The sequence below is a fragment of the Agromyces mediolanus genome (genome assembly GCF_044917495.1).
Lineage (GTDB): Bacteria > Actinomycetota > Actinomycetes > Actinomycetales > Microbacteriaceae > Agromyces > Agromyces mediolanus_B.
The window spans coordinates 534935-557630 of record NZ_JAVSSI010000002.1 but is presented as its reverse complement, the minus strand read 5'-3'; the positions used below and the strand labels follow the sequence as shown (position 1 = coordinate 557630).

The following is a 22696-nucleotide window of genomic DNA, read 5'->3' as shown; positions in this document are numbered from 1 at the left end:
CCCCCCCCAAATTTTAAACAAAAAAAAAAAAAAAAACAATTTTTTTGTTTTTTTTTTTTTTTATTTGTTTTTTTTTGATTAATTCCCGGGGGGGGGGGGGTGTTGTGCTCGGCGGCGGCGTATTTTTAAAAATTAAAAACCCCGGGCGCCGCGGGGGGGGGGGGCCCCCGCGGGGCGCCCCCCCCCCCGGGGGGGGGGGGGGGGGGGGGGGGCCCCCCCCCCCCCCCCACCCCCATGCCCCGCCCCGGTAGACTCTCGACGAGTCATGAGTGCCGAGCCAGCCATCCGAGTCGTCCTCGTCGAGGATCAGGCGCTGTTCCGTTCTCTGCTGAGCGACCTCGTGCGCGCAGAGCCCGGCTTCGAGCTCGTCGGCGCGGCCGGCGGCATCGCCGAGGCACGGACGCTCGTCGCGAGCGCCGGGGTCGACGTGCTGCTGCTCGACATCGAACTGCCGGACGGCAGCGGCTTCGAGCTCGGCCGGGTGCTCCGGCGCGAGCAGCCCGGACTCGGGGTCGTGCTGCTCTCCAGTCACGACGTCATGGAGCTGCTCCTCGCCCTCCCGGACGGCGAGCGCGCCGGCTGGAGCTACCTCTCGAAGGTCTCGTCCACCTCGCGGGAGACGCTGCTCCGCGCGCTCCGGGTGAGTGCGCGCGGTGCGAGCATGCTCGATCCCGAGCTCCTCGGCCGCCTCCGCCCGAGGCGCGGCAGTGCGCTCGCCGGGCTCACCCCGCGCCAGCTGCACGCCCTCCGGCTCCTCGCGGAGGGACTGTCGAACGCGGCGATCGCGCGCGACATGGGCATCTCCAGCCACTCGGTCGACAACCTGCTGAACGCCGTCTACTCGACGCTCGGCGTGCGCGACGACGGCGACCTCAACAGCCGGGTCGCGGCGGCCCTGCACCTCGTACGCGACGGCGCCCCGGGCGGGGCCGGCGCATGAGTCCGCGCGCACGCAGCGGGCCGCCGACCGCGTCGACGCCGACGGTCGCGTCGAGCGCGCTGGAGGTGCGCGACCGCGACGACGACCGGCGGGTGCTGCTGTTCACGGCGGGCGTGCTGCTCACGGCGTTCGCGATCGGCTCGACCCTGCAGACCGTCTTCATCTACCGACCGGAGCGGATCGCCACGGCGGAGCTCATCGCGGAGTCCCCGCAGCTGCCCGATCGGTTGATGACGAACCTCGTGACCGTCGCGATCGCGCTCCTGCTCGCGGCGTTCGTCCGGCTCGAGGAACGGCGGCCGCTCGCCGCGGCGGGCGCGGTGCTCGCGATCGCCCTGCCGGTCGCGCTGGCGCGGCACGGGCTGCAGCTCCTGCTCGGCATCTACGTCGCCCCCGAGCTCGACGTCAGCCTCGTCGAGGTGGGCTCGGTGACCGTCGTCATCGTGGTGGCGCTGGGCCTCGCGCTCGCGCAGGTGCGCACCCGTGTGCGGCTGCGCGAGCACGAGCGCGCCGAGGCCGAGCACCGGCTGCGGGCCTCGACGGCGCTCGCGGAGCTCGCCGCGGAGGAGATGCGGGTGCGGCGCGAGGTCGCCGACGGCCTGCACGGGACGCTGCAGGGGCGCCTGGTGCTGAGCCAGGCCGCGGTCGACGCGATCCAGCGCCGCGGCGCCGAGGAGGGCTGGAGCGAGGCCGCGCTCGAGCAGCTCGCCGGGCTCCGCCGCGATCTCGAGCGGATGCGGGAGCACGACGTGCGCGAGCTCAGCAACCTGCTCTACCCGGTCGGCGTGGATGTCAGTCTCGCGCACGCCGTCCGCGCGCTCGTGCGCCGGGTGCCCGCCGAGATCGACATCACCGCCGAGGTGGCGCCCGAGGCCGACGTCGTGCTCGACCGCAGCGGAGACGGTGCCCTCGCGCAGCGCATCGCCGTGGTGCGGGGCGTCGAGGAGGGCATCACGAACGCGCTCCGGCACGGGGCCGCCACGACGATCCGCGTGACGGTGGGGGTGACCGGCGGCGACGCCTCCCCGCGGGTGCGCGCCACCGTCGAGGACGACGGCGTGGGGCTGCCCGACTCCCCGCGCTGGAACGGTCTCGCCCGCACCTCGGAGCGGCTCGGGATGCGCGGCGGCAGCGTCGAGCTCACCCCGTCCGAGCTCGGCGGGGCCCGCCTCGCGGTCGAGGTCGGTGCGGCGGTCGCACGGTGACGCGGTCGGGCGAGGGATGCCTCGTCGCGGCGTTCAGTGCGCGGTGCGGGAGCGCAGCATCTGCTCCCCGGCGTCGACGTAGGCGCTGAACAGGCCGGTGACCGCGCGCAGCCGCTCGGCCGCCTGCGCGTCGTCGGTGAGCGGCTCCGCGGCCTCGAGCGCCCGGATGAACGCCCGGGAACGCTGGTGGCTCGCGGCGAGGAGCTGTTCGAAGCCGCCGGCGGCCTCGATCAGGAGCCGGCGGCTGCCCGGTTGCGGGATGGTGCGGGCGAGCCCCCAGGCGACGAGCTCGCGCATCGCCTGGCTCACGGCGCCGGCGCTCAGCCCGAGCGCCTCGCGGAGGAGCTCGGACGAGGAGGGCTCCGCCCGGAGCAGCAGGAAGCCGTAGACCCGGCCGGTCGCGCGGGCGAGCTGCCAGGAGGCGAGGGTCTCGCCCATGACGTCGATGAAGCGCTGCTCCTCGGCGGCCCTCGGATCGCGGGTGCTCGCGTCGGCGGTGCTCATGCGGTGCTCCCTCCCTCGCTCGGCGTCCGGCCGTGCCATCCTCGCACCACCTCGCGCAGCAGCGCGCTCACGGCGTCGGGGGCGTCGAGCGTGACGATGTGCCCGGCATCCGGCACGACGTGCTCGGCGACGCCCTCCGCCGCGGCCCAGCGGGGCATCGCGGTGGCGATGTTCCCGGTGCGGTCCTCGGCGCCGCGGACGAGCGCGAGCGGCACCGGGCTGCGGAAGCCGGGCTCGGGGGCGACGAGCGAGACGGTCGCGCGCCACACGTCGAGGAACACGGCCTTCGGCATCCGCGCGAACATCGCCTCGGTGCGGGCGATCGCCTCCGGGGTGACCGCAGACGCCCGCGCCATCAGACCGGGCAACCGTCCGGCGGGGACGAGGGCGAGCATCGGCGCCGCGAGCCGGAGTGCGAGGCGCTCGCCGGCGGAGAGCGGGCCGGCGTTCCACGTGGAGTCGAGCACGACGAGCCCGGCGACGCGCTCGGGGTGCGCGCGGGCGAAGGCCTGGACGAGGTTGCCGCCGAGGGAGTGCCCGACGAGCGCGGGGCGGTCGAGTCCGAGCGCGTCGATGAGCGCCGCGAGATCGTCGAGCGCGTCGGCGGCGGTGAAGCGCGTGCCGGCGTCGAGCCGGGAGCCGCCGTGCCCGCGGAGGTCCCACCGCACGGTGCGGTGCCCAGCCGTCGCGAGCGCCGCGAACTGGGCGTCGTACATGGTGCGGTCCATGCCGGCGCCGTGGGTGAGCACGACGGAGACGGGAGCCGTGCCGGCGGCGTCGGCGCCGGCCTCGCCCTCGGCGAGCTCGTAGCCGAGCTCGGCCCCGGGGCGGACGAGCGATCCGATTATATTCACCATTCTCTGAATATAGCCCACGGTGCGATGCGCCGAGCTTTCATGGAAGTCGGGCACGTCGTGCGAGGTGGTTGACGCGGGATGCTTTTGCAACAAAACTATCTGCATCATCATCTGACGAGGAGGACACGATGAGGATCGTCATCGCGGGTGCCGGCATCGGCGGGCTTGCCGCCGCCCTGAGCCTGCACCGGGCGGGATTCCGCGACATCGCGGTGTACGAACGGGCCGCGGAACTGCGGCCCCTCGGCGTCGGCATCAACCTGCTGCCGCACGCCGTGCGCGAGCTCACGGAGCTCGGGCTCGGCGAGGCGGTCGCCGAGCTCGGCGTGGCCCCCAGTCGCCTCTCGTACTTCAACCGCCTCGGGCAACTGATCTGGTCGGAGCCGCGCGGGCTCGAGGCCGGTTACGCCTGGCCGCAGCTCTCAGTGCACCGCGGCGAGTTCCAGCTGCTGCTCGCCGCCGAGGTCGCCCGCCGGCTCGGGCCGGGCGCCATCCGCACCGGCCACCGGCTGGTGTCGGTCGCGCACGGCGAGCACGTGGAGCGCGCGCGCTTCGAACGGCCCGACGGCACCGCCCACGAGGTCGAGGCCGAGCTCGTCATCGGCGCTGATGGCATCCACTCCGCGCTCCGCGCGCAGGAGCACCCCGGCGACGGCGCCCCCGTCTGGAACGGGCTCATCCTCTGGCGGGGCACCGCCACGATCCCGAGGTACCTCGACGGGCGCACGATGATCATGGCGGGCGACGGCGAGCAGAAGTTCGTCGCCTACCCGCTCGCCGGCGAGACGGGCGAGACGGGCGAGACGGGCGCGACCAACGAGCCCGGGATGACGCGCGTCAACTTCATCGCCGAGCGGCGGGCGCCCGAGGGCGCGGGCGAGCTCGCCGACTGGAACCTGCCGATCGACCCGGCGCCCATCGTCGAGCGCTTCGCCGCATGGCGCTTCGACTGGCTCGACGTGCCGGGCGCGATCGCGGCGGCCGAGGAGATCCTCGAGTACCCGATGGTCGACCGCGAACCGCTGCCGCACTGGCGCGCAGGCAGCTCGACACTGCTCGGCGACGCCGCGCACGCGATGTACCCGAACGGCTCGAACGGCTCCTCGCAGGCCATCCTCGACGCCCGGACGCTCGCGTTCCACCTCGCGGGCGCCGTCCGCGGGCTCGACGAGTCCGCGGATCACGCCGCGACGGCGACCGCGGTGCGCGCGGCGCTCGACGTCTACGAGGCCGACCGCCGCCCGGCCACCGCCGCACTGCTCGCGATGACCCGGCAGCTCGGGCCCGAGAAGGTCATGCAGCTCGCCTACGAGCGCGCACCGCAGGGCTTCGCCGACATCCACGACGTCATCCCCGAGGCGGAGCTGCGCGAGATCGCCGACGCCTACAAGCGCGCCGCCGGCTTCCACCCCGCCGCGCTCAGTGCGCGCGCCTCGCTCTCCCCGGCGAGCGTCGAGGGATGACCGGAGCGGCCACGGGCCCGGGGCGACGGCGCGACTGGCACACTGAGGGCATGGCAACGGTGAGCGCGGGATCGGCGGATGGCTCGGCCGAGCTTTCCCGGTTGAACCTCCTCGTCTCCCCGCTGCGGCGGGCGCTCCTCAAGGGCGCGCGCGCCGCGGCGGAGCTCCCCGACATCCCCGACGCCCAGATCGAGCTGCTGCGCGCCGTGCCGCGCGGCGTGCAGAAGTCGCCGGGCGAGCTCGCGACGGAGCTCGGACTCAGCCGCTCCACCGTCAGCAACCTGCTGAAGCAGCTGGAGCACGCCGGGCTCGTCGCGCGGGCGTCGCAGGACGGCGACGGCCGCCGCGTCGTGGTGCGGGCGAGCGAGCGGGCGCTCGACCTCCTCGATCGCTTCGACCGGGCGAGCGGGCTCCTGCTCGGCGACGCCGTCGCCGGACTCGCCGCGGACGAGCGCGCGGCGCTCCTGGCCGCCGTCCCCGCCCTCGAGCGCCTACGCGGGCTCGTCGAGGCTCAGAGCGAGGCGAGCAGGGCCTCGGCGGCGCGGACCCGCCCATGAGCGAACGGAACGACCCCCTGATGGAACCCGCCTTCGAGTACTGCTTCGAACTGCGATGCCGCGTCGACGAGGCGATCCCGCTCGGCGGTTCCGAGCCGGAGGAGGGCCTGCACTTCGCCCGCGTCTCCGGCGGCGACTTCGACGGGCCGAGGCTCCGGGGCCGGGTGCTGAACAGCGGCGGCGACTGGTGGGTCGCACGCGGGCTCACGGTCGAACTCGACGCCCGCTACGTGATCGAGGCGGAGGTGACGGACGGCACGGCCGGCGTCGAAGTCGTCAACCGCGGCGTCTGGCGCACCGACGAGGCGAGCTACGCACGCCTCGTCGCCGGCGAGGAGGTGGGCGAGCGCGAGCTCTATTACCGCACGGCGTTCCGATTCCGCACCGAGCATCCGGAACTCGGATGGCTCGTCGAGTCGCAGTTCGTCGGCTACGCGCGGCCCGAGCCCGGGCACGTCGTCATCCGCGTCTTCCGTCTCGTCTGAGCCGGCTCCGCCGGCACGAGCCGCACTGGCCGTGCACGCACGGCTCCACCCGCGCGCACGCAGAAGACCCCGGCGAGGCCGGGGTGTCAGCCGAACGTCGGAACGTCAGCCGTGCGTCGCGAGGGAACCGGACTCAGGCCCGCTGGGAGCCGTCGCCGGGGACGTAGCGGTCACTGCCGTCGTCGGCATACTCCGACCACTTCGACAGATCTTCTTCGTACTTGTCATCGTCCGAGCCCGCGAGCTCGCGCTCAAGCGCGTTGTAGTCGGTGTCGGGGCTGAAGTACTTCAGCTCCCGTGCGACCTTGGTGTGCTTGGCTTTCTGACGGCCGCGCCCCATGCGTGACCCCCTTACGGCTTCTGGCCGGGCGGAATGTGCTTCGCCCGGCTCGTTCTTGGCGGAAATAGTTCGTGCCGTAAGTTTAGCACCGACGAACGCTCGCCTTCTCGGCTGCGAACCCCCTGATGCTGCTGCACGGAGCGCTCGATCCATGCTGAGATGGAGGGGTGATGTCTTCCCTGCCCAGCCGCGTCAAAGTCGCGGTGATCGGCGCGGGTCAGGCGGGGCTCTCCGTGGCGTACTACCTGCGCCGCTTCGAGCTCGTCGCCGACGAGGACTTCGTCGTGCTCGACCGGGCTCCGGGCCCGGGCGGGGCCTGGCAGCACCGCTGGTCGTCGCTGAAGCTCGGCACCGCGCACAAGGTCAACGACCTCCCCGGCATGGCCGAGATGGGCCTCAGCTTCGAGACCGCCGACCGGGCCCTGCCGGCCCGCGAGATCGTCGCCGACTACTACCGACGCTTCGAGGAGCACTACGAGCTCCGCGTGCACCGCCCGATCGAGGTGCGCCGGGTCTCGAACGAGGGGGCCGACCTCCGCATCGCGTACCGCGACCTGCGCACCCCCGACGAGCCGGCGCCCGCGCCCGAGGAGCAGCAGGTGCGCGGCTTCTTCGGCCGCCGCCGCAAGACCTTCGCCGTGCCGGCCGCGCCGAAGCAGCCGGGCGGCACCCTCGACACCCAGATCCTGGTGAACGCGACCGGCACCTGGGGCTCGCCCTTCGTGCCGTACTACCCGGGCATGACCGACTTCCGCGGCCGCCACCTGCACACCTCCGACTTCACCGACGCGGAGTCGCTGCGCGACCAGCACGTCGTCGTGGTCGGCGGCGGCACCTCGGCGATCGGCTTCATGCTCGAGCTTGAGGACGTCGCGGCATCCCTCACCTGGGTCTCCCGCCGGCCGATCGACTGGCTCGACCGGCAGGAGCTCGACCTGGAGGGCGCCTCCGCCGCCGTGGCCGCGCAGGACGAGGCGGCCCGGTCGGGCCGTGCGCTGCCCTCGATCGTGAGCGGCACGGGGGTGCCGAAGAGCCGGCGCATCGCCGCGGGCATCGAGCGGGGCCTGCTCGTCGCGAAGCCCATGTTCGACCGCATCGAGGAGGACCGGGTCGTCTGGGACGACGGCACCGAGGCGCGCGCCGACGTCATCATCTGGGCGACGGGGTTCCGGCCGGAGCTCCGCCACCTCGCGCCGCTGAAGCTCCGCGAGAAGACGGGCGGCGTCACGGTCGGCCAGGGCGCGTCGTGGGGCGATCCCCGGGTGTTCCTCGCCGGGTACGGCCCGCAGGCCTCGACCATCGGCGCGAATCGCGCCGGGCGGATGATCGCCCGGCAGATCATGGCGATGCTCTAAGCGTCAGCCGGCGGATGCCGCGGGCGGAACCGGCGGCGCCGGCGGCCCCTGCGCCTGGCGCACCGCGCCGACGGAGGCCGCGATCACGAGCGCGACCGCGAGCCCGCCGACCCAGGTGAAGTGCTGGCCGAGCAGCACGAGCCCCGTGAGCGTCGCGATCGCCGGGGCGAGGCTCATCAGCACCGCGAAGGCGCCCGCCCGCAGCCGGCGGAGTGCGGCGAGCTCGAGCGCGTACGGGATCGTGGACGACAGCACCGCGACCGCGGCGCCGAGACCGAGCACCTCCGGCCGCAGCAGCACCGCGCCCGAGCCTGCGATGCCGAACGGCAGCACCGCGATCGCTCCGATCGCCATCGCCAGGGCGAGCCCCTCGAAGCGTGGGAAGCGCTGCCCGGTGCGCGCCGACAGCAGGATGTAGCCCGCCCACGTCGCCCCGGCGCCCGCCGCGAACACGACGCCGGGGGGATCGAGGTGGCCGAAGCTGCCCTGCCCGAGCAGCACCACGCCGACGGCGGCGAGTCCGGCCCAGAGCCACGAGGAGGCCCGGCGCCCCGTGATCACCGAGAGCGCGAGCGGCCCGAGCACCTCGATCGTGACGGCGGCGCCGAGCGGGATGCGTTCGAGCGAGAGGTAGAACAGCGCGTTCATGAGCGCGAGCACGAGCCCGAAGCCCGCGACGGTCAGCCAGTCGGCGCCGCTCCGGCCGCGGAGGCGCGGCCGGGCGATCGCGAGCAGGATGACGGCGGAGAACACGAGCCGGAGGCTCACCATGCCGAGCGGTCCGACCGTGGGGAACAGGATGACGGCGATCGCCGCCCCGACCTCCTGGCAGGCGAGCCCGAGCACGACGAGGGAGGTGGCGGCGACGGCCCCGCCGCGCGCCGCCGGGGTCGCCGTCACGCCTCGCCGTCGCGGCGGTCGCGCGCCGAGCGATCCGTGGTCATGGGCGCGAGCCTACCGCGAGCGCTTCGTCGTCGGGCCCGGGACCGGGCGCCGCGACACCGGGCGCACGGGCTCGCCGCGCCGGTCCTGGCCGGGCAGCGGACGCGAGCGGCGGCCGTAGATCATGTCGCTCGAGTCGAGCAGCCACGGCACGAGCGCCACCGTGACGCCGTGCACCAGGAGGAGCTTCTGCCGGATCCGCCGGGCCTTGTGGTTGTGCAGGATGTTCTCCCACCAGTGCCCGACGATGTACTGCGGCATGTAGACCGTCACGACCTCCGAGCCGTGCTCCTCGCGGTGCTGCTTGATGTACTTGATCAGCGGGTAGCTGAGGTCGCGGTACGGCGACGCGAGGATGCGGAGCTTCACGTGGATGTTCTGCTTCACCCAGTCGCGCTTCAGCTGCTTCGTCTGCTCCTCGTCGATCGAGACGTGCACCGCCTCGAGCGAGTCGTGCTTCGCGGCGATCGCGTAGTCGAGCGCCTTCAGGGTCGGCTTCTGCATCCGTCCGACGAGCACGATCGCGTGGTCGCCCGCCGAGCCGAAGGTGGTCGTCGCGTCGACCTCGATCTCCTTCTCGACGTCGCGGTAGTACCGGTGCACGCCGAGCATCAGGAGGAACAGGATCGGCATCATCAGGAAGACCATCCACGCGCCGTGGGTGAACTTCGTGATCGTGACGACGATGAGCACCACCGCGGTGAGGCTCGCGCCGAAGGCGTTGATGCAGAGGGAGCGGATCATCGCCCCGCGCGTCATCGGCCGGTCGTCGTCGGCGGCCGGACCCGGCCGGCCCCGCTTCTGGTGGGTCGTGCGCGGCTGGCGCAGCAGGCGGAGCCAGTGCCGCACCATGCCCGACTGGCCGAGCGTGAACGACACGAAGACGCCGATGATGTAGAGCTGGATGAGGAGCGTCAGGTTCGCCTGGAAGATCACCAGGATGACGGCCGCGGCCGTCGCGAGGATGATGACGCCGTTGGAGTAGATCAGCCGGTCGCCGCGCGTCGAGAGCGACTTCGGGGCGTAGCCGTCGCGGGCGAGCACCGAGCCGAGCAGCGGGAAGCCGTTGAACGCCGTGTTCGCGGCGAGGAGCAGCACGAGGGCGGCGGCCGCCTGGATGACGAAGAAGAGGATGGAGCCGTTGCCGAACACCGCGGCGGCGATCTGCGCGATGAGGCTCGGCTGCGGCGCGGTCGCGCACTCCTCCCAACCGATCAGGCTGCAGGGGTCCTCGGCGTAGTGCACGCCGGACACGAGGGCGAGGGTCGTGAGGCCGACGAACAGCACGATCGCGAGCCCGGCCATCAGCATGAGCGTCTTCTGCGCGTTCCGCACCTTCGGCCGACGGAACGCGGGCACGCCGTTCGCGACCGCCTCGACGCCGGTGAGGGCGGAGCATCCGCTCGCGAAGGAACGCAGCAGCAGGAGGACGAAGGCCGCCTGCGCGAGCTGCTCGCCCTCCACCTGGTAGGCGGCGGACTCCGCCACCGGCGGGTTGCCCATGATGATCTGCACGAGGCCCGTGCCGATGAGGAGCAGCACGCTCGCCGCGAAGAGGTACGTCGGCACGGCGAACGCCTTGCCCGACTCGCTCACGCCCCGGAGGTTCACCGCCGCGAGCAGCACGACGAAGAGCACGGCGAGCTCGACCCGCCACGGGTTCAGCTCGGGGAACGCGGAGATGATGTTGTCGACGCCCGAGGCGACCGAGACGACGACGGTCATCACGTAGTCGACGAGGAGGGCGGATGCCACGAGCACGCCGGCCTTCTCACCGAGGTTCTTGTGCGCCACCTCGTAGTCGCCGCCGCCCGAGGGGTACGCGCGGATCAGCTGCCGGTAGCTCAGCGCGACGGTCGCGAGGAGCAGGACGACGACCGCAGCGACCCACGGCGCGAACGCCAGGAACGCGAGCCCGCCGGCCGTGAGCACCATGAGGAGCTCCTGCGGGGCGTACGCCACCGAGGAGAGCGCGTCGCTCGCGAACACGGGCAGCGCGACCCGCTTCGGGAGGAGTTGTCCCTCGAGCCGTTCCGTGGGGAGCGGGTCGCCGATGATCCAATGCTTCGGCGACTTCAGTTCTGCGGGCGGTTCCCCCGCCTCATTCGTCACGGCGGACGACACTACACCCGCTGCGGCGGCTGTCAAGTCGGCTTGCTACCCTTGACCGCGTTCCCGCCGGACGGCGGGGGATCCCGCCCAGCAGCGGCGGGTCGAGACGCCCGAGATCGGACCGAGACGTGAACCGTGCGACGCAGCTCGCGCGCGGAGCCGCCGCCGCAGCGGTGGCCCTGTTCCTCGCGGCGTTCTCGCACGGCGTCGCCGCGGGCGAGGCACCCGGATGGCCGGGCCTCGCGCTCTCCTTGTTCGTCGCCCTCGCCGTGTCGGTCGCGCTCGTCGGGCGGCGCAGCTCGCCCACCCGCGTGGTGCTCGCGACGGCCGGCAGCCAGCTCGTCTTCCACCTGCTCTTCTCGGTCGGCGTCGGGGCCGACGGCGCCGGATCGCTGCTCCGCGTCGCGGGCGACGCCCACCACCCCGTCGTGACGGCGCTGCCGGATGCCGCAGCGCCCCTCGGCGCCGCCGCGCACGGCCACACGGATGCCGCGATGCTCGCCGGCCACGTGCTCGCCTGGCTCGCGACCGTCGGGTACCTGCTCGCCGTCGAGGCCGCCGCCTGGCGCTCCCTCCGCCGGGCCGCCCGCGCCGTGCTCGTACGGGCCGTCGACGAGGCATCCGCCCTCGCCGCGGTGCCGGCGCCGGCCGTCCGCCGCGCCCGCCCGCAGGCCCGCGACCGCGCACGCCTGCGCGGCCGCCAGCTCGTCGCACAGCTCCGGCACCGCGGGCCGCCCGCGCACCCCGCCTTCGCCTGAACACCGGCCGCCTCCGCGGCCACCACCCGCGTCCGCGGCCAGTCGCACGCCGGACGCACGAAGACGGGATTCCCCATGCACCGCACCCCCACCACCAGCCCCACCACCACCCCCGCCGCCGCGGTCGCCGCCGCCCCGCGTCGCCGACTGCTCGCCCTCGGCGCGATCGCGCTCGCCGCGGGCGCCTGGCTCGGCCTCGCGAACGCCCAGTCGGCGTCCGCCCACGACGAGCTCATCGCCTCGAGCCCCGAGCCCGGCCAGGTGCTCGAGACCTCGCCCGCCGAGGTGAAGCTGACCTTCTCCGACGACATCATCCCCGTCGGCACCGCGATCGAGGTCGTCGACCACCACGGCGAGACGATCGACTCGGGCGAGGCCGTCGTCGCCGGCCCCGACGTCACCGCGACGCTGCCGGCCGACCTCTCCGGCGAGTACCAGGTGCGCTGGCGCGCCGTGTCGAGCGACGGCCACGTCATCGACGGCACCATCGACTTCGGCGTCGGGGCCGGCGCGACCGGCACCTGGACCGAGGAGGCGCCGCACGACGACGCCGCCGCGAGCGACGACGGGCACGACGACTCGGCCGAGGCCGGGCACGACGAGGCATCCGCCGGTCCCGACGGCTGGGCGATCGCGGGCATCGCCGGCGGCATCCTGGGTGTCGCCGCGCTCGCCGCCGCGCTCGTCGTCTTCGCCCGCGCCCGCCGCCGCGACCCCAAGGCCTGACAGCCGCCCCCGCCTGCCCGCCCTGCCTGCCTGACCCGCCTGCCCTGCCCCTGACCTGCCCGCCCGCCCGCACCCGCCCCCAGGCTCGGCGAGTTGCACGACGGTATCGGCGGCGCGCCGGCCGTGCGCCGCGCGCCGCTCGGATCGTCGTGCAACTCGCACATGGTGAGCGTGGAGTAGAGCGGGGGGCAGAGTGGGGCAGTGCGGGCGCGCGGGCGGGCGGGCAGGGCAGGCGGGCGGGCAGGCAGGCGGGGCGGGCGGTCAGCGGGCGAGGAGGTAGCCGGCGCCCGCGGCCGCGAAGCCGAGCACGAGGGTCACGAACACGTTCAGCAGCGCCGCGCGCCAGCGCCCGCCGTCGACGAGCTCGATCGTCTCGACGCTCCACGTGCTGAACGTGGTGAGGCCGCCGCAGAATCCGGTCACGAGGATGAGCCGCCAATCGGCCGAGACCGCGGCGCGTTCCGCGAGCCCGAGGATGACGCCCGCGACCGCGGAGCCCACGACGTTCACGATCAGGATGCCGCCCGGCAGGTGGCCCGGCCGCACCGGGTAGAGGCGCGAGAGCAGATAGCGGATGACGGCGCCGAGGCTGCCCGCGACGAGCACGGTCGCGATGACGAGCGGGCTGAGTGCGGTCACAGCGTCTCCCCCGAGTCGGTGATGGTGTCCGGCATCCGCCGCCGGCCGATCCGCGAGCCGAGCCAGAGCCCGGCCGCCGCCGCCGCGAGGCCGGCGATCACCGACACCGCGAGGTAGAGGGCGGCGGTCAGGTGCTGCCCCTCGCGCTCGAGCACGACGAGCGAGGCCATCACCGCCGACAGCGTCGTGAAGGAGCCGAGTACACCCGAGCCGACCCCGGCCTTCAGCCAGGGCGGGGTCGACGGCCGTCGCCAGAGCCCGCCGGCGAGCCAGCCGAGCGCGAAGGCGCCCGCGAGGTTGACGAGCAGCGTCTCGAGCGGGAACTCATGATCGGCGTGCGGGAACGCGAGGTCGAAGACGAGGCGCAGTCCGGTGCCGAGGAGCCCGCCGACGGCGACCGCGAGGATGTTGCGCACGTGTCGAGGGTAGCGCCCGGGGTGCCTTCGGCCCTTCGACAGGCTCAGGGAGCCAGGGTCGGGCTCCCTTCGACCCTTCGACAAGCTCAGGGCAGGCGGGCTCAGGGAACCAGGATCGGGCTCCCTTCGACCCTTCGACAGGCTCAGGGGACCAGGATCGGGCGCAGGGAACGATCAGCGCTCGGCGAGGCTGCCCAGGACCTCGGCGCGGACCTCGGCGAGCCGCGCGCGCAGGAGGTCGACCGTGGCGGGGGAGACCCGGCCGCGGCTCGCCTGACGGCGGAGCTCCGTGCGCAGCTGCTGGCGGAACTCGTTCAGCACCACGTCGGCCTCGTGCACGGCGCGGTTCGAGTCGGTGTGCAGGTTCACGGTCTCGCCGCGCACGCTCGTCGCAGCGCGCTTCGCCTCGCGGGCGGCGCTCGCGAGCTCGGCGCGGAGCGAGCGCATCGCGTCGTCGACGTTCTGCCGCACGTCCTGCGCGAGGCGGCGCACCGAGTCGGTGACGTCGTTCTCGATGTCGTCGAGCTCGTGCCGACGGGCGTCGAGCTCGGCGCGGCCGGCGTCGGTGATCTCGTAGACCGACTTGCGGCCGTCGCTCGTCTTCGTGACGAGCCCCTCCTCCTCGAGCTTCGCGAGGCGCGGGTAGATGGTGCCGGCGCTCGGCGAGTAGGTGCCGCCGAAGCGCTCCGACAGGGCCTGGATGAGCTCGTAGCCGTGGCGCGGCCGCTCCTCGAGGAGCGCGAGCAGGTAGAGGCGGAGGCTCCCGTGGGCGAAGACCGGCGGGGTCATCGGGATGCCTCGTCGGAGGGGGAGGACGAGGAGGATGCCGAGGACGAGGATGCCGCGGACGAGGCATCCGCCGGCTCGGCGACGCTGCGGCGGAGCACCGAGATGTTGCCCGAGACGCTGTTCGCGCCGAGGTCGAGCCAGGTGCCGGCGAGCTCGCCGACGACGCGCTCGAAGCCCTTGCCCCGCATGCCCTTGACGGTGATGTCGTCGAGCACGAGCGTGCCCGCGACGGTGTTGATGCGGTAGCGGGCGCCGGCTCCGCCGGCGAAGCGCACGGTGAGGTCGCCGGAGACGGTGTTCGTGTCGATGCGGTCGGGGGTGCCGTGCGCGTCGACGATCATGTTGCCCGAGACGGAGTCGGCGTTGAAGCTCGTGATCTCACCGGTCGCGATGATGTCGCCGGACACGGTGTGGGCGGTGATGCGGCCGACGTGGTTGCCGACCGAGATCTCGCCGGAGACGCCCGAGAGCTCGAGGTCGCCGTCGTGGTTGTCGATGACGAGCTCGCCCGAGACGGTGCTGAGCTTCGCGTCGCCATCGAAGCCCGAGACGAGCGCGTCGCCGGAGACGACGCCGAGCTGCAGCACGACGTGGCGCGGGGCGAGGATCGAGACCTCGGCCTTGGCGTTGCCCGCCCAGCCCTTGAAAGCCTCGATGAAGTTGTCCCAGCGCAGCTGGGGGTGGTCGATCTCGAGCACGTCGCCGTCGATGGAGACGGCGAGCTCCTTGCCGGTCACGGTGGAGACCTCGACGCGCGCGCCGGGCTCGTCGTGCGCGATGACGTCGACCTTGCCGCCGATGAGGCTCACCTTGAGCTTGCGGACGAGTTCGAGGTCGATGATCCGGGATTCGCCGGGGGCGATCACCCACTTCTCGATGGACATTGCGGCTCCTTGCTGGGTCGTGACGCCGGTCACGATACTGGTCACGACGCGATATATCGCGTTTACGTAGGACACGATATATCGCGTCTCGGGCTCGTGCAAGGGGTGTCGGGGAAAACTCAGGCAGCACCGCTTGACCTTGACGTAACGTCAAGTTCTACGGTGAATCTCGGAGGTTGAGACGTGGACTGGTCGATTCAAGAGATCGCGAAGCTCGCCGGGACGACGAGCCGCACCCTGCGGCACTACGACGACATCGGCCTGCTCGCGCCCACGAGGGTCGCCGGCAACGGCTACCGCCACTACGACGAGCGCGCGCTCGTGCGGCTGCAACGGATCCTGCTGTTGCGCGAGCTCGGGCTCGGCCTGCCCGCCATCGCCGAGGTGCTCGAGGGCGACGCCGATGAGGCGCGCGCGCTCGGGGCCCACCTCGGCTGGCTCAGGCAGGAGCAGCACCGGCTGGCGCGGCAGATCGCGTCGGTCGAGAAGACGATCACGGCATTGGAAGGAGGTGAACGACTCATGGCAGATGACATGTTCGATGGATTCGACCACACCGTCCACAAGGCGGAGGTCGAGGAGCGCTGGGGCGCCGAGGCGTACGCCGCTGGCGACCGCTGGTGGCGCGGCCTCGGCGACGACGGTCAGCGCGAGTGGAAGACCCGCACGGCGGAGCTGTCCCGCGACTGGATCGCGGCGGCGGAGTCCGGCGTCGCGCCCGACGGCCCCGAGGCGCAGGCGCTCGCGAAGCGGCACGTCGCGTGGCTGACCGGCGTGCCCGGCACGCCCGCGGCGGTCCCCGGCGGTGACGTCAAGGGGTACGTCGTCGGGCTCGGCGAGATGTACGTCGCGGATCCGCGCTTCGGCGCGAACTACGGCGGCCAGGCCGGAGCGGAGTTCGTCCGCGACGCGCTGCGCGCCTACGCCGAGCGCGAGCTCTAGCCCGCGCTCCTCCCGAGTTGCCCGATTTCCATGGAAGTCGGGCAACTCGTGGGCGCCTGGGGCACGGCCCGGGTGCCCAGTGCCGGGCCGGAGGGGATTCGCGTGGCGGGAGGATGAATCCCCGTGCAGGGTCCTCCCTCGGTGACGAACTCCTCCCGCCGGAGTGGGGAGGAGTTGAGTTCCGGAGCGGCGAGGAGTTGAGTTCCGGAGCGGGCGGATGGGCTGGTGCGGAGCGGGCGGATGGGCTGGCGCGGAGCGGATGGGCTGGTGCGCTGCGGCCCCGGAGGTGTCCCGGCCTCGGGGCCGCAGCGGTCGGTGGGCGCCGCTCAGTGCGGCGCGGCGGCGGTGGGATGCGTCGGCGCGGCCGTCTGCGGCGAGGCATCCTCCGGAGAGCCGTCCTCCGGCGAGGCCGCCGCCGGGCGTCGCTCGCGCACCGCGAGGAGCGGCAGCGTGACGCCGCAGAGCGGGCCGATGAGCACGGCGAACGCGACGGTGCCGAAGCCGACGTCGCCGCCGAGCAGCCAGCCGACGCCGAGCACGGTGACCTCGACGATCGTGCGGCCGACCCAGATCGGCCAGCCGGTGCGCGCGTGGATGCCCGTCATCAGGCCGTCGCGCGGGCCGGGGCCGAAGCGGCTGCCGATGTAGAGGCCGCTCGCGACGGCGAGGAGGAGCAGGCCGCCCGTGAAGAGCAGGATGCGCTGCCAGAGCTCCGGCGGAGTCTGGATGAGCCAGAGTCCCAGCTCGATGCTCGGGCCGATGAGGAGGATGTTCAGCACCGTGCCGAGCCCCGGCCGCTGCCGGAGCGGGATCCACAGCAGCAGCACGAGGAGCCCGACGATGTTCGTGAGCCAGCCGATCCCGATGCCCGTGAGGTGGGAGAGGCCCTGGGCGAAGACCGTCCAGGGGTCGACGCCGAGGGCGGCGCGGATCATCATCGCGTCGGCGATCCCGTAGAGGACGAGGCCGATGAGCAGCTGAGGGATCCGGCGGAGCATGAGAGCCATCCAATTCCAGAATTGGACTGTCGACAAGATGCCAATTCTCCTAGAGTGGATTGCATGGCGGATGCCTCGATCAGCGCACGTGCGCTCGTGACCCTGCTCGGCGACTGGCGCGACGGCGGTCGCGGACCGGCTGGGCCCGCCTACGTGGCGCTCGCCGATCGGGTGCGCCTCCTCGTGCTTGACGGCCGGGTGAGCGTCGGCACGCGGCTCCCCGCGGAACGCGAGCTCGCCGACCGTCTCGGTGCGAGCCGCACGACCGTGGCCGCCGCGTACCGGCGGCTGCGCGAGCAGGACCTGCTCCGGAGCATCCGCGGCTCGGGCAGCGTCACCCGCCTGCCCGGCGCGCCCGCGGTACTGCCCCTGCCGCCCGCCGCCGAGCACCTCGACCTCTCGAAGGCCGCACCTCCCGCCCTGCCCTGGCTCGCCGACGTCGCCCGCGAGGCCGTCGAGGAGCTGCCCGCCCAGCTCAGCGGCTCCGGCTTCGACCCGGTCGGGCTGCCCGAGCTGCGCCTCGCGATCGCCGAGCGGTACACCGCGCGCGGCCTGCCCACCGAGCCCGAGCAGGTGATGGTGACGATCGGCGCCCAGCACGCGATCGGCCTGCTCGCCAAAGTGCTCGTCGGTCGGGGCGACCGCGCGGTCATCGAAGCGCCGACGTACCCGCACGCCTACGAGGCGCTGCGCGCCGCGGGCGCCCGGCTCGTGCCCGTGCCGGTCGCGCCGCACGACGCCGGCGGCCTCGACGTCGACGACGAGGTCGGCGGGCTCGTCCGTGCCTTCGGCCACGCCAACCCCTCGACGGCGTACCTCATGCCCGACTTCCAGAACCCCACGGGTCGTTCCCTCGACGAGGACGCGCGGGAGCGGGTCCTCGACGCCGCCGCCCGTCAGGGGGCCGTGATCGTCGCCGACGAGACCACCGCCGAGCTCGACATCGATCGCGAGGCCACGCTCCGTCCGTTCGCGGCGTACGGCCCGGTCGGCGCCGCGGTGCTCGTCGGATCGCTCGGGAAGACGGCGTGGGGCGGCATCCGCGTCGGCTGGATCCGGGCCGAGCCGGCGCTCATCCGCCGCCTCGTCGCGATCCGCGCGCCCGGCGACCTCGGCACGCCGATCCTCGAGCAGCTCATCGCGACGCGGCTGGTGCGGCGAATGGACGAGGTCCTCGCCCTCCGCCGGGCCGAGCTCCGCCAGGGCCGCGACCTCCTCGAGGCCCGGCTGGCCGAGGCGTTCCCGGGCTGGCACGTGCCGCACGTCGACGGCGGCATCGCGACGTGGATCGGGCTCGGTGCGCCGGTCAGCTCGCAGCTCGCGCTCGCCGCCCGGGCGCAGGGCCTCCTGATCGCCGCCGGGCCGCGCTTCGGCATCGACGGCGCGTTCGAGCGCTACCTGCGGCTGCCGATCTGCCTGCCGCCCGAGACGATCGACGAGGCGGTGCAGGCGCTCTCGCGGGCCTGGCTCGCCCTGCCGGGTGCGGCGGCGCCGGAGGCGGGGCTCCTCGCCGAGGTCGTCTAGCGCGCGTCCCCGCGCGTCGCGCGCAGCCCGCGCCGGGCCAGCAGCACCCCGCCGGCGAGGAGCGGGACGGCCGCGGCGGCGAGCGCCGATCCGACGTCGATGCCGGTCTCCGCGAGCCTCGCGGGCGAGGCGTCCGCGGAGGATGCGGGGGCCGCGTTCGAGGCAGGCGGAGCGTCGGCGGGGATGCCGGCGTCGATGCCGTCGCCGATGCTGCGCTGCGTCGCGGGGTCGATGGGGGCGACCGGGATGACGGGGGCGACCGGATCCGCCGGCTCGACTGGCTCGACGGGCTCGACCGGCTCGGTGAGCTCGGTGGGCTCGACGGGATCGACCGGGTCCACGGGCTCGAAGGGCTCCACCGGCTCGACCGGCTCGAAGGGCTCCACCGGCTCCACCGGCTCCACCGGCTCGACCGGGTCCACCGGCTCGACCGGGTCCACCGGCTCGACGACCTCCGGACCCACCCACGTTCCGATGAGGCATCCGAAGAGTCGACCGCGTGCGAAGCACACCTCCGTCGAGTAGCCCTCGGAGCCGTCCGCCTTCGGGTAGATGCCGACCGAGCGGAGCACGTGCCCGTCCGGGACCGTCTGCAGGGCGACGAACGCGGCGACGATCGCGGGGTCGGTGACCCCGTCCGGATCGACGAGATAGGGAGCCGGTGGCCCCGGCTCGGTCAGGGACGCGGGGCGCGCGGCCGAGGGGTGCGGGGACGCGGCACGGTTCGTGCCGTCGAATGCGAAGGCGGCACCTCCCGAGCCGAACCACATGGCGAGTCCGACGGCGAGCGCGATGGCCGCCCGCCATGACCGTCTCCTCGTTCGCCGGGCGGGCGCGTGCGCCGCAGACCGATCGTTCATCGCTGTCCTCCCGTCGGGTGTCGGCGCGCTCCGAACCGCTCTCGTGCGCACCCAGGGTGGTAGCCCAGGCGACGACGCTACCACGCAAAATCCGTCTAGAGTCCTGAAAAATGGGGGTCAAATCGGCACTTTCTGGTCGCCCGAACTGGAACGACGAAGCCCGGCGTCCCTGCATCGGCATCGGGCGCGCACGCAGCCCCGCCCCGCCCCGGTTCACCGAGCGGACACCCGCCGGATGCCCGCGGGACATCCACCGGGCACTCCGGGGCCACCGGACCCCAGCACGCTGGCGCCGACCCCGCTCGTCGCGACCCACTGGAGTGCCCGCATGCCCGCTCGTCGTCCCCTGTCCGTCGCCGCGCTCGCCGTGGCCTGCGTGGCGTCCGCCGGGCTCGTGTCGAGCGGCGCACTCGCCGCCGCCGCGGCCCCCGCGCCCGCCGGCGCCTTCGTCCGCACCGCGACGTACCCGGTCTTCCAGAACGTGCCCGCCGGGATCGACCCGGCCGCCGCCACGGTCGCCGAGATCTCGACGATCACCGACGACGGCACCGTCGTCTACACCGACGCGCTCGGCAAGCGCATCGGCTTCCTCGACGTGAGCGACCCGGCGAACCCGGTGGGCCGCGGCACCGTCGAGCTCGCCGAGCTCGGCGACGCCGACGACCAGCCGACGTCGGTCGCCGCGTACGGCGACTTCGTCCTCGTCGTCGTCGACGAGACCGGCGGCGACTTCGTGAACCCGAAGGGCCGCGTCGACGTGCTCCGCGCGAGCGACCGCACGCTGGTGCGCTCGATCGACCTCGGCGGCCAGCCCGACTCCATCGCGATCTCGAAGGACGGCGCCTACGCCGCCATCGCGATGGAGAACCAGCGCGACGAGGAGTTCAAGCCCGCGGGCGGCAAGAAGGGGGACCTCCCGCAGCTGCCCGCCGGCTTCGTGCAGGTGCTCGGCCTCGTCGACGCGGCCGACCCCGCGGCGTGGACGGTCGACGCGGTGCCGTTCGTCGACGAGACCGGCGCGCCGATCCCGGTGCTGGCCGCGGCCGGCCTCGACACCCCGCAGGATCCCGAGCCCGAGTACGTCACCATCAACTCGCGCAACGAGCTCGCGGTGACGCTGCAGGAGAACAACGGCATCGCGATCATCGACCTGCCGACGCTCGAGGTCACGCGGGCCTTCTCCGCGGGCTCGGTTTCGGTCAGCGGCATCGACGTGGCGAAGGACGGCCGCATCGACCTCTCGGGCTCGATCCCGGCGACCCCGCGCGAGCCCGACGCCATCGCGTGGATCGGCGACGACCGCCTCGCGACGGCGAACGAGGGCGACTGGAAGGGCGGCACCCGCGGCTGGACCGTCTTCGACGCGGCGGACGGCGCCGTGGTCTGGGACGCCGGCAACACCTTCGCGAACCTCGCGGTGCAGCACGGCCTGCACAACGAGGACCGCGCCGCGAAGAAGGGCGCGGAGCCCGAGGGCATCGCGGTCGCCGAGTTCGACGGCGTGCCCTACGCCTTCGTCGCGAGCGAGCGCTCGAACTTCGTCGCCGTGTACGACGTGAGCGACCCGGCATCCCCCGCCTTCCAGCAGCTGCTGTTCTCGACCAACGGGCCGGAGGGCATCCTGCCGGTGCCCGAGCGCGATCTGCTCGTCGTCTCGAGCGAGACCGACGCCGCCGCGGTCGGCGTGCGCGCCTCGGTGAACCTGTACGCCTTCGGCGACGCGGCTGTGCAGGCGCCCGCCGGTGCCGCGGCACAGCCGAGCATCGTCTCCGACATCGTGGGCGGCGCGCCGATCGGCTGGTCGGCGCTCGGCGCGCTCGCCGGCCACCCGACGGACGCCGCCCGCGTCTACGCGGCGAGCGATTCGGTGCTCTCGCCCGCGACGGTGTTCACGGTGGATGTCTCGCAGACGCCGGCCCGGATCACCGGCTCGCTCGCGATCACCGAGGGCGGCGCACCCGCCGCGCTCGACGTCGAGGGCCTCGCGGTCGCCGAGGGCGGCGGCTTCTGGCTCGCGGTCGAGGGCGCGAACGGCGCGGGCAACGTGCTGAAGCGCACGGATGCCTCGGGCGCCGTCGTCGACAGCTTCCCGCTGCCCGCCGAGATCGCGGCGCACGTCGGCAAGTGGGGCTTCGAGGGCGTCACGACGACCGGCGCCGGCGCGGACCTCCGGGTCTGGGCGGTGCTGCAGCGTCCGCTGTGGACCGACCCGGCGAACCCCGCCGCGGGCGCGGTCGAGGGCGACGACGTGGCCCGCATCGGCCGGCTCGACCCGGCCACCGGGGCGTGGGACTGGTTCGGCTACCGGCTCGAGCGCAGCGCCGTCGCGGGCGACTGGCTCGGCCTCTCGGAGATCACCGCGATCGACGACGACACCTTCGCGATCATCGAGCGCGACAAGCTCAACGGCCCGGCCGCCCAGGTGAAGCGGGTCACCCGCGTGGACGTCCCGGCGGATGCCGCGGGCCTCGCGGGCCTCGCCGGCGAGCTGCCGATCCTCGAGAAGTCCACGGCGGTCGACGTGCTGCCGGCGCTCCGCGCCACGGGCGGCTGGACGCAGGAGAAGCTCGAGGGTTTCGCGAAGGCGGCCGACGGCGCGCTCTACGCGGTCACCGACAACGACGGGCTGAAGGATGCCACGGGCGAGACGGTGTTCCTGCGGCTCGGGCAGGCCGACGAGGTCTTCCCCGGGGACGAGGAGCCGCAGCCCGGTGAGGCGAGCCTCGTGCTCGGTGCATCGAAGGTCGCCGCGGGCGGCACCGTGAGCGTGACCGGCACCGGATTCGAGCCCGGCGACACGGTGCGCTTCGAGCTGCGCAGCACGCCGGTCGCGCTCGGCTCGGCCGAGGCCGACGAGGCGGGGGCGCTCGCCTTCGCGGCGAAGATCCCCGCGACGACCGCGCCCGGCGTGCACCACCTCGTCGCGATCGCCGCGGACGGCAGCGAGGTCCAGGCCGAGCTCACCGTCACCGCGGCGCCTGGCGGGGGCGACGGCGGCGGCACCGACGGAGGCGGTACCGACGGGTCGACCGGCGGCGCCGACGGTTCGGGCGACGGCTCGCTCGCGCACACCGGCTTCGACGGCGGCTGGCTCGCCGGGGCGGCGCTCCTCGTGCTGCTCGGCGGCGGCACCGCGCTCGTCGTGGCGCGCCGTCGTCGCCGCGAGGTCTGAGCCGAGCCACCCCGCGCCGCTCGATCCACCCCACCCCGAGTTGCCCGATTTCCATGGAAGTCGGGCAACTCGGGGTGGGGTGAGCGGGGCGCCGCGGGCAGGGGAGTGCGGGGCGGCGACGGGGGGATGTCACCGCCCCGACTCCGGCCGGACGGATCCGGCCGGCCCGGTCGGCCGTCCGGCCGACCGGGAGCTGGGGGTTTCGGGGCCCGGGCCGGAGCCCGGGCC

At 73.6% G+C, this 22696-nt stretch carries 22 protein-coding genes; 11 read left to right on the top strand and 11 right to left on the bottom strand.

The window, feature by feature from the left end; all coding sequences use genetic code 11:
• The first annotated feature begins 265 nt into the window (after positions 1-265).
• Both ROT00_RS05340 and ROT00_RS05335 read left to right on the top strand, forming a co-directional pair.
• Positions 266-940 (top strand): response regulator, encoded by a 675-nt coding sequence (locus ROT00_RS05340; RefSeq protein WP_404772945.1) that lies wholly within the window; start codon positions 266-268, stop codon positions 938-940.
• A complete protein-coding gene (locus tag ROT00_RS05335; protein ID WP_404772944.1) occupies positions 937-2145 on the top strand; it encodes a sensor histidine kinase in 1209 nt (402 codons plus the stop codon). The genes ROT00_RS05340 and ROT00_RS05335 overlap by 4 nt, the downstream gene beginning before the upstream one ends.
• 33 nt (positions 2146-2178) lie before the next feature.
• Here ROT00_RS05335 and ROT00_RS05330 read toward each other — a convergent pair whose 3' ends face one another.
• A complete protein-coding gene (locus tag ROT00_RS05330) occupies positions 2179-2649 on the bottom strand; it encodes a GbsR/MarR family transcriptional regulator (RefSeq protein ID WP_404772943.1) in 471 nt (156 codons plus the stop codon).
• The gene (locus tag ROT00_RS05325; RefSeq protein ID WP_404772942.1) at positions 2646-3506 is read right to left on the bottom strand and encodes an alpha/beta fold hydrolase; all 861 of its coding nucleotides are present in this window, start codon (positions 3504-3506) and stop codon (positions 2646-2648) included. Before ROT00_RS05325 ends, ROT00_RS05330 begins: the two co-directional genes overlap by 4 nt.
• A 128-nt stretch (positions 3507-3634) precedes the next feature.
• Here ROT00_RS05325 and ROT00_RS05320 point away from each other — a divergent pair, with 128 nt between their 5' ends.
• The 3 genes from ROT00_RS05320 to ROT00_RS05310 are packed head-to-tail and all read left to right on the top strand — an operon-like array spanning position 3635 to position 6011.
• The gene (locus tag ROT00_RS05320) at positions 3635-4969 is read left to right on the top strand and encodes a flavin-dependent oxidoreductase (RefSeq protein WP_404772940.1); all 1335 of its coding nucleotides are present in this window, start codon (positions 3635-3637) and stop codon (positions 4967-4969) included.
• A 50-nt stretch (positions 4970-5019) separates the two neighbouring features.
• On the top strand, positions 5020-5526 hold the full coding sequence (locus ROT00_RS05315; protein ID WP_404772938.1) for a MarR family winged helix-turn-helix transcriptional regulator: 507 nt from the start codon (positions 5020-5022) through the stop codon (positions 5524-5526).
• A complete protein-coding gene (locus ROT00_RS05310; RefSeq protein WP_404772937.1) occupies positions 5523-6011 on the top strand; it encodes a DUF3237 domain-containing protein in 489 nt (162 codons plus the stop codon). Before ROT00_RS05315 ends, ROT00_RS05310 begins: the two co-directional genes overlap by 4 nt.
• Positions 6012-6144: 133 nt before the next feature.
• On the opposite strand, the gene ROT00_RS05305 is transcribed toward ROT00_RS05310, so the two are convergent.
• Complete coding sequence (locus ROT00_RS05305; protein WP_404772935.1) at positions 6145-6351, bottom strand: DUF3073 domain-containing protein; 207 nt, start codon at positions 6349-6351, stop codon at positions 6145-6147.
• Between the two features lie 170 nt (positions 6352-6521).
• Here ROT00_RS05305 and ROT00_RS05300 point away from each other — a divergent pair, with 170 nt between their 5' ends.
• On the top strand, positions 6522-7706 hold the full coding sequence (locus tag ROT00_RS05300; RefSeq protein ID WP_404772934.1) for an NAD(P)-binding domain-containing protein: 1185 nt from the start codon (positions 6522-6524) through the stop codon (positions 7704-7706).
• A 3-nt stretch (positions 7707-7709) separates the two neighbouring features.
• On the opposite strand, the gene ROT00_RS05295 is transcribed toward ROT00_RS05300, so the two are convergent.
• Complete coding sequence (locus ROT00_RS05295; protein ID WP_404772932.1) at positions 7710-8606, bottom strand: EamA family transporter; 897 nt, start codon at positions 8604-8606, stop codon at positions 7710-7712.
• A gap of 54 nt (positions 8607-8660) precedes the next feature.
• Positions 8661-10760, bottom strand: coding sequence for an APC family permease (locus ROT00_RS05290; protein ID WP_404772931.1), 2100 nt, complete (start codon positions 10758-10760; stop codon positions 8661-8663).
• A 128-nt stretch (positions 10761-10888) separates the two neighbouring features.
• Between ROT00_RS05290 and ROT00_RS05285 the strand changes: the two genes are divergently transcribed.
• Entirely contained in the window at positions 10889-11518 is a 630-nt protein-coding gene (locus tag ROT00_RS05285; protein ID WP_404772929.1) for a hypothetical protein, read from the top strand.
• A 75-nt stretch (positions 11519-11593) separates the two neighbouring features.
• Positions 11594-12244, top strand: coding sequence for a copper resistance CopC family protein (locus ROT00_RS05280; protein WP_404772927.1), 651 nt, complete (start codon positions 11594-11596; stop codon positions 12242-12244).
• 261 nt (positions 12245-12505) lie between these two features.
• Here ROT00_RS05280 and crcB read toward each other — a convergent pair whose 3' ends face one another.
• From crcB to ROT00_RS05260, 4 genes are all read right to left on the bottom strand, one after another.
• Complete coding sequence (gene crcB, locus ROT00_RS05275) at positions 12506-12883, bottom strand: fluoride efflux transporter CrcB (RefSeq protein WP_404772925.1); 378 nt, start codon at positions 12881-12883, stop codon at positions 12506-12508.
• A complete protein-coding gene (locus ROT00_RS05270; protein WP_404772924.1) occupies positions 12880-13299 on the bottom strand; it encodes a fluoride efflux transporter FluC in 420 nt (139 codons plus the stop codon). The genes crcB and ROT00_RS05270 overlap by 4 nt, the downstream gene beginning before the upstream one ends.
• Before the next feature lie 174 nt (positions 13300-13473).
• Positions 13474-14088, bottom strand: a complete 615-nt coding sequence (locus ROT00_RS05265) for a PadR family transcriptional regulator (RefSeq protein ID WP_404772922.1) — start codon at positions 14086-14088, stop codon at positions 13474-13476.
• Entirely contained in the window at positions 14085-14972 is an 888-nt protein-coding gene (locus ROT00_RS05260; protein ID WP_404772920.1) for a DUF4097 family beta strand repeat-containing protein, read from the bottom strand. Before ROT00_RS05260 ends, ROT00_RS05265 begins: the two co-directional genes overlap by 4 nt.
• A gap of 183 nt (positions 14973-15155) precedes the next feature.
• Here ROT00_RS05260 and ROT00_RS05255 point away from each other — a divergent pair, with 183 nt between their 5' ends.
• Positions 15156-15914 (top strand): MerR family transcriptional regulator, encoded by a 759-nt coding sequence (locus ROT00_RS05255; RefSeq protein WP_404772918.1) that lies wholly within the window; start codon positions 15156-15158, stop codon positions 15912-15914.
• A gap of 326 nt (positions 15915-16240) precedes the next feature.
• On the opposite strand, the gene yczE is transcribed toward ROT00_RS05255, so the two are convergent.
• Complete coding sequence (yczE, locus tag ROT00_RS05250; protein WP_404772969.1) at positions 16241-16912, bottom strand: membrane protein YczE; 672 nt, start codon at positions 16910-16912, stop codon at positions 16241-16243.
• A 63-nt stretch (positions 16913-16975) separates the two neighbouring features.
• Here yczE and yczR point away from each other — a divergent pair, with 63 nt between their 5' ends.
• Positions 16976-18436 (top strand): MocR-like transcription factor YczR, encoded by a 1461-nt coding sequence (gene yczR, locus ROT00_RS05245; protein WP_404772916.1) that lies wholly within the window; start codon positions 16976-16978, stop codon positions 18434-18436.
• On the opposite strand, the gene ROT00_RS05240 is transcribed toward yczR, so the two are convergent.
• On the bottom strand, positions 18433-19296 hold the full coding sequence (locus ROT00_RS05240) for a hypothetical protein (RefSeq protein ID WP_404772915.1): 864 nt from the start codon (positions 19294-19296) through the stop codon (positions 18433-18435). The two genes, yczR and ROT00_RS05240, sit on opposite strands and share 4 nt — an antisense overlap.
• A 328-nt stretch (positions 19297-19624) precedes the next feature.
• Here ROT00_RS05240 and ROT00_RS05235 point away from each other — a divergent pair, with 328 nt between their 5' ends.
• Entirely contained in the window at positions 19625-22468 is a 2844-nt protein-coding gene (locus tag ROT00_RS05235) for an esterase-like activity of phytase family protein (RefSeq protein WP_404772913.1), read from the top strand.
• The last annotated feature ends 228 nt before the right edge of the window (positions 22469-22696 follow it).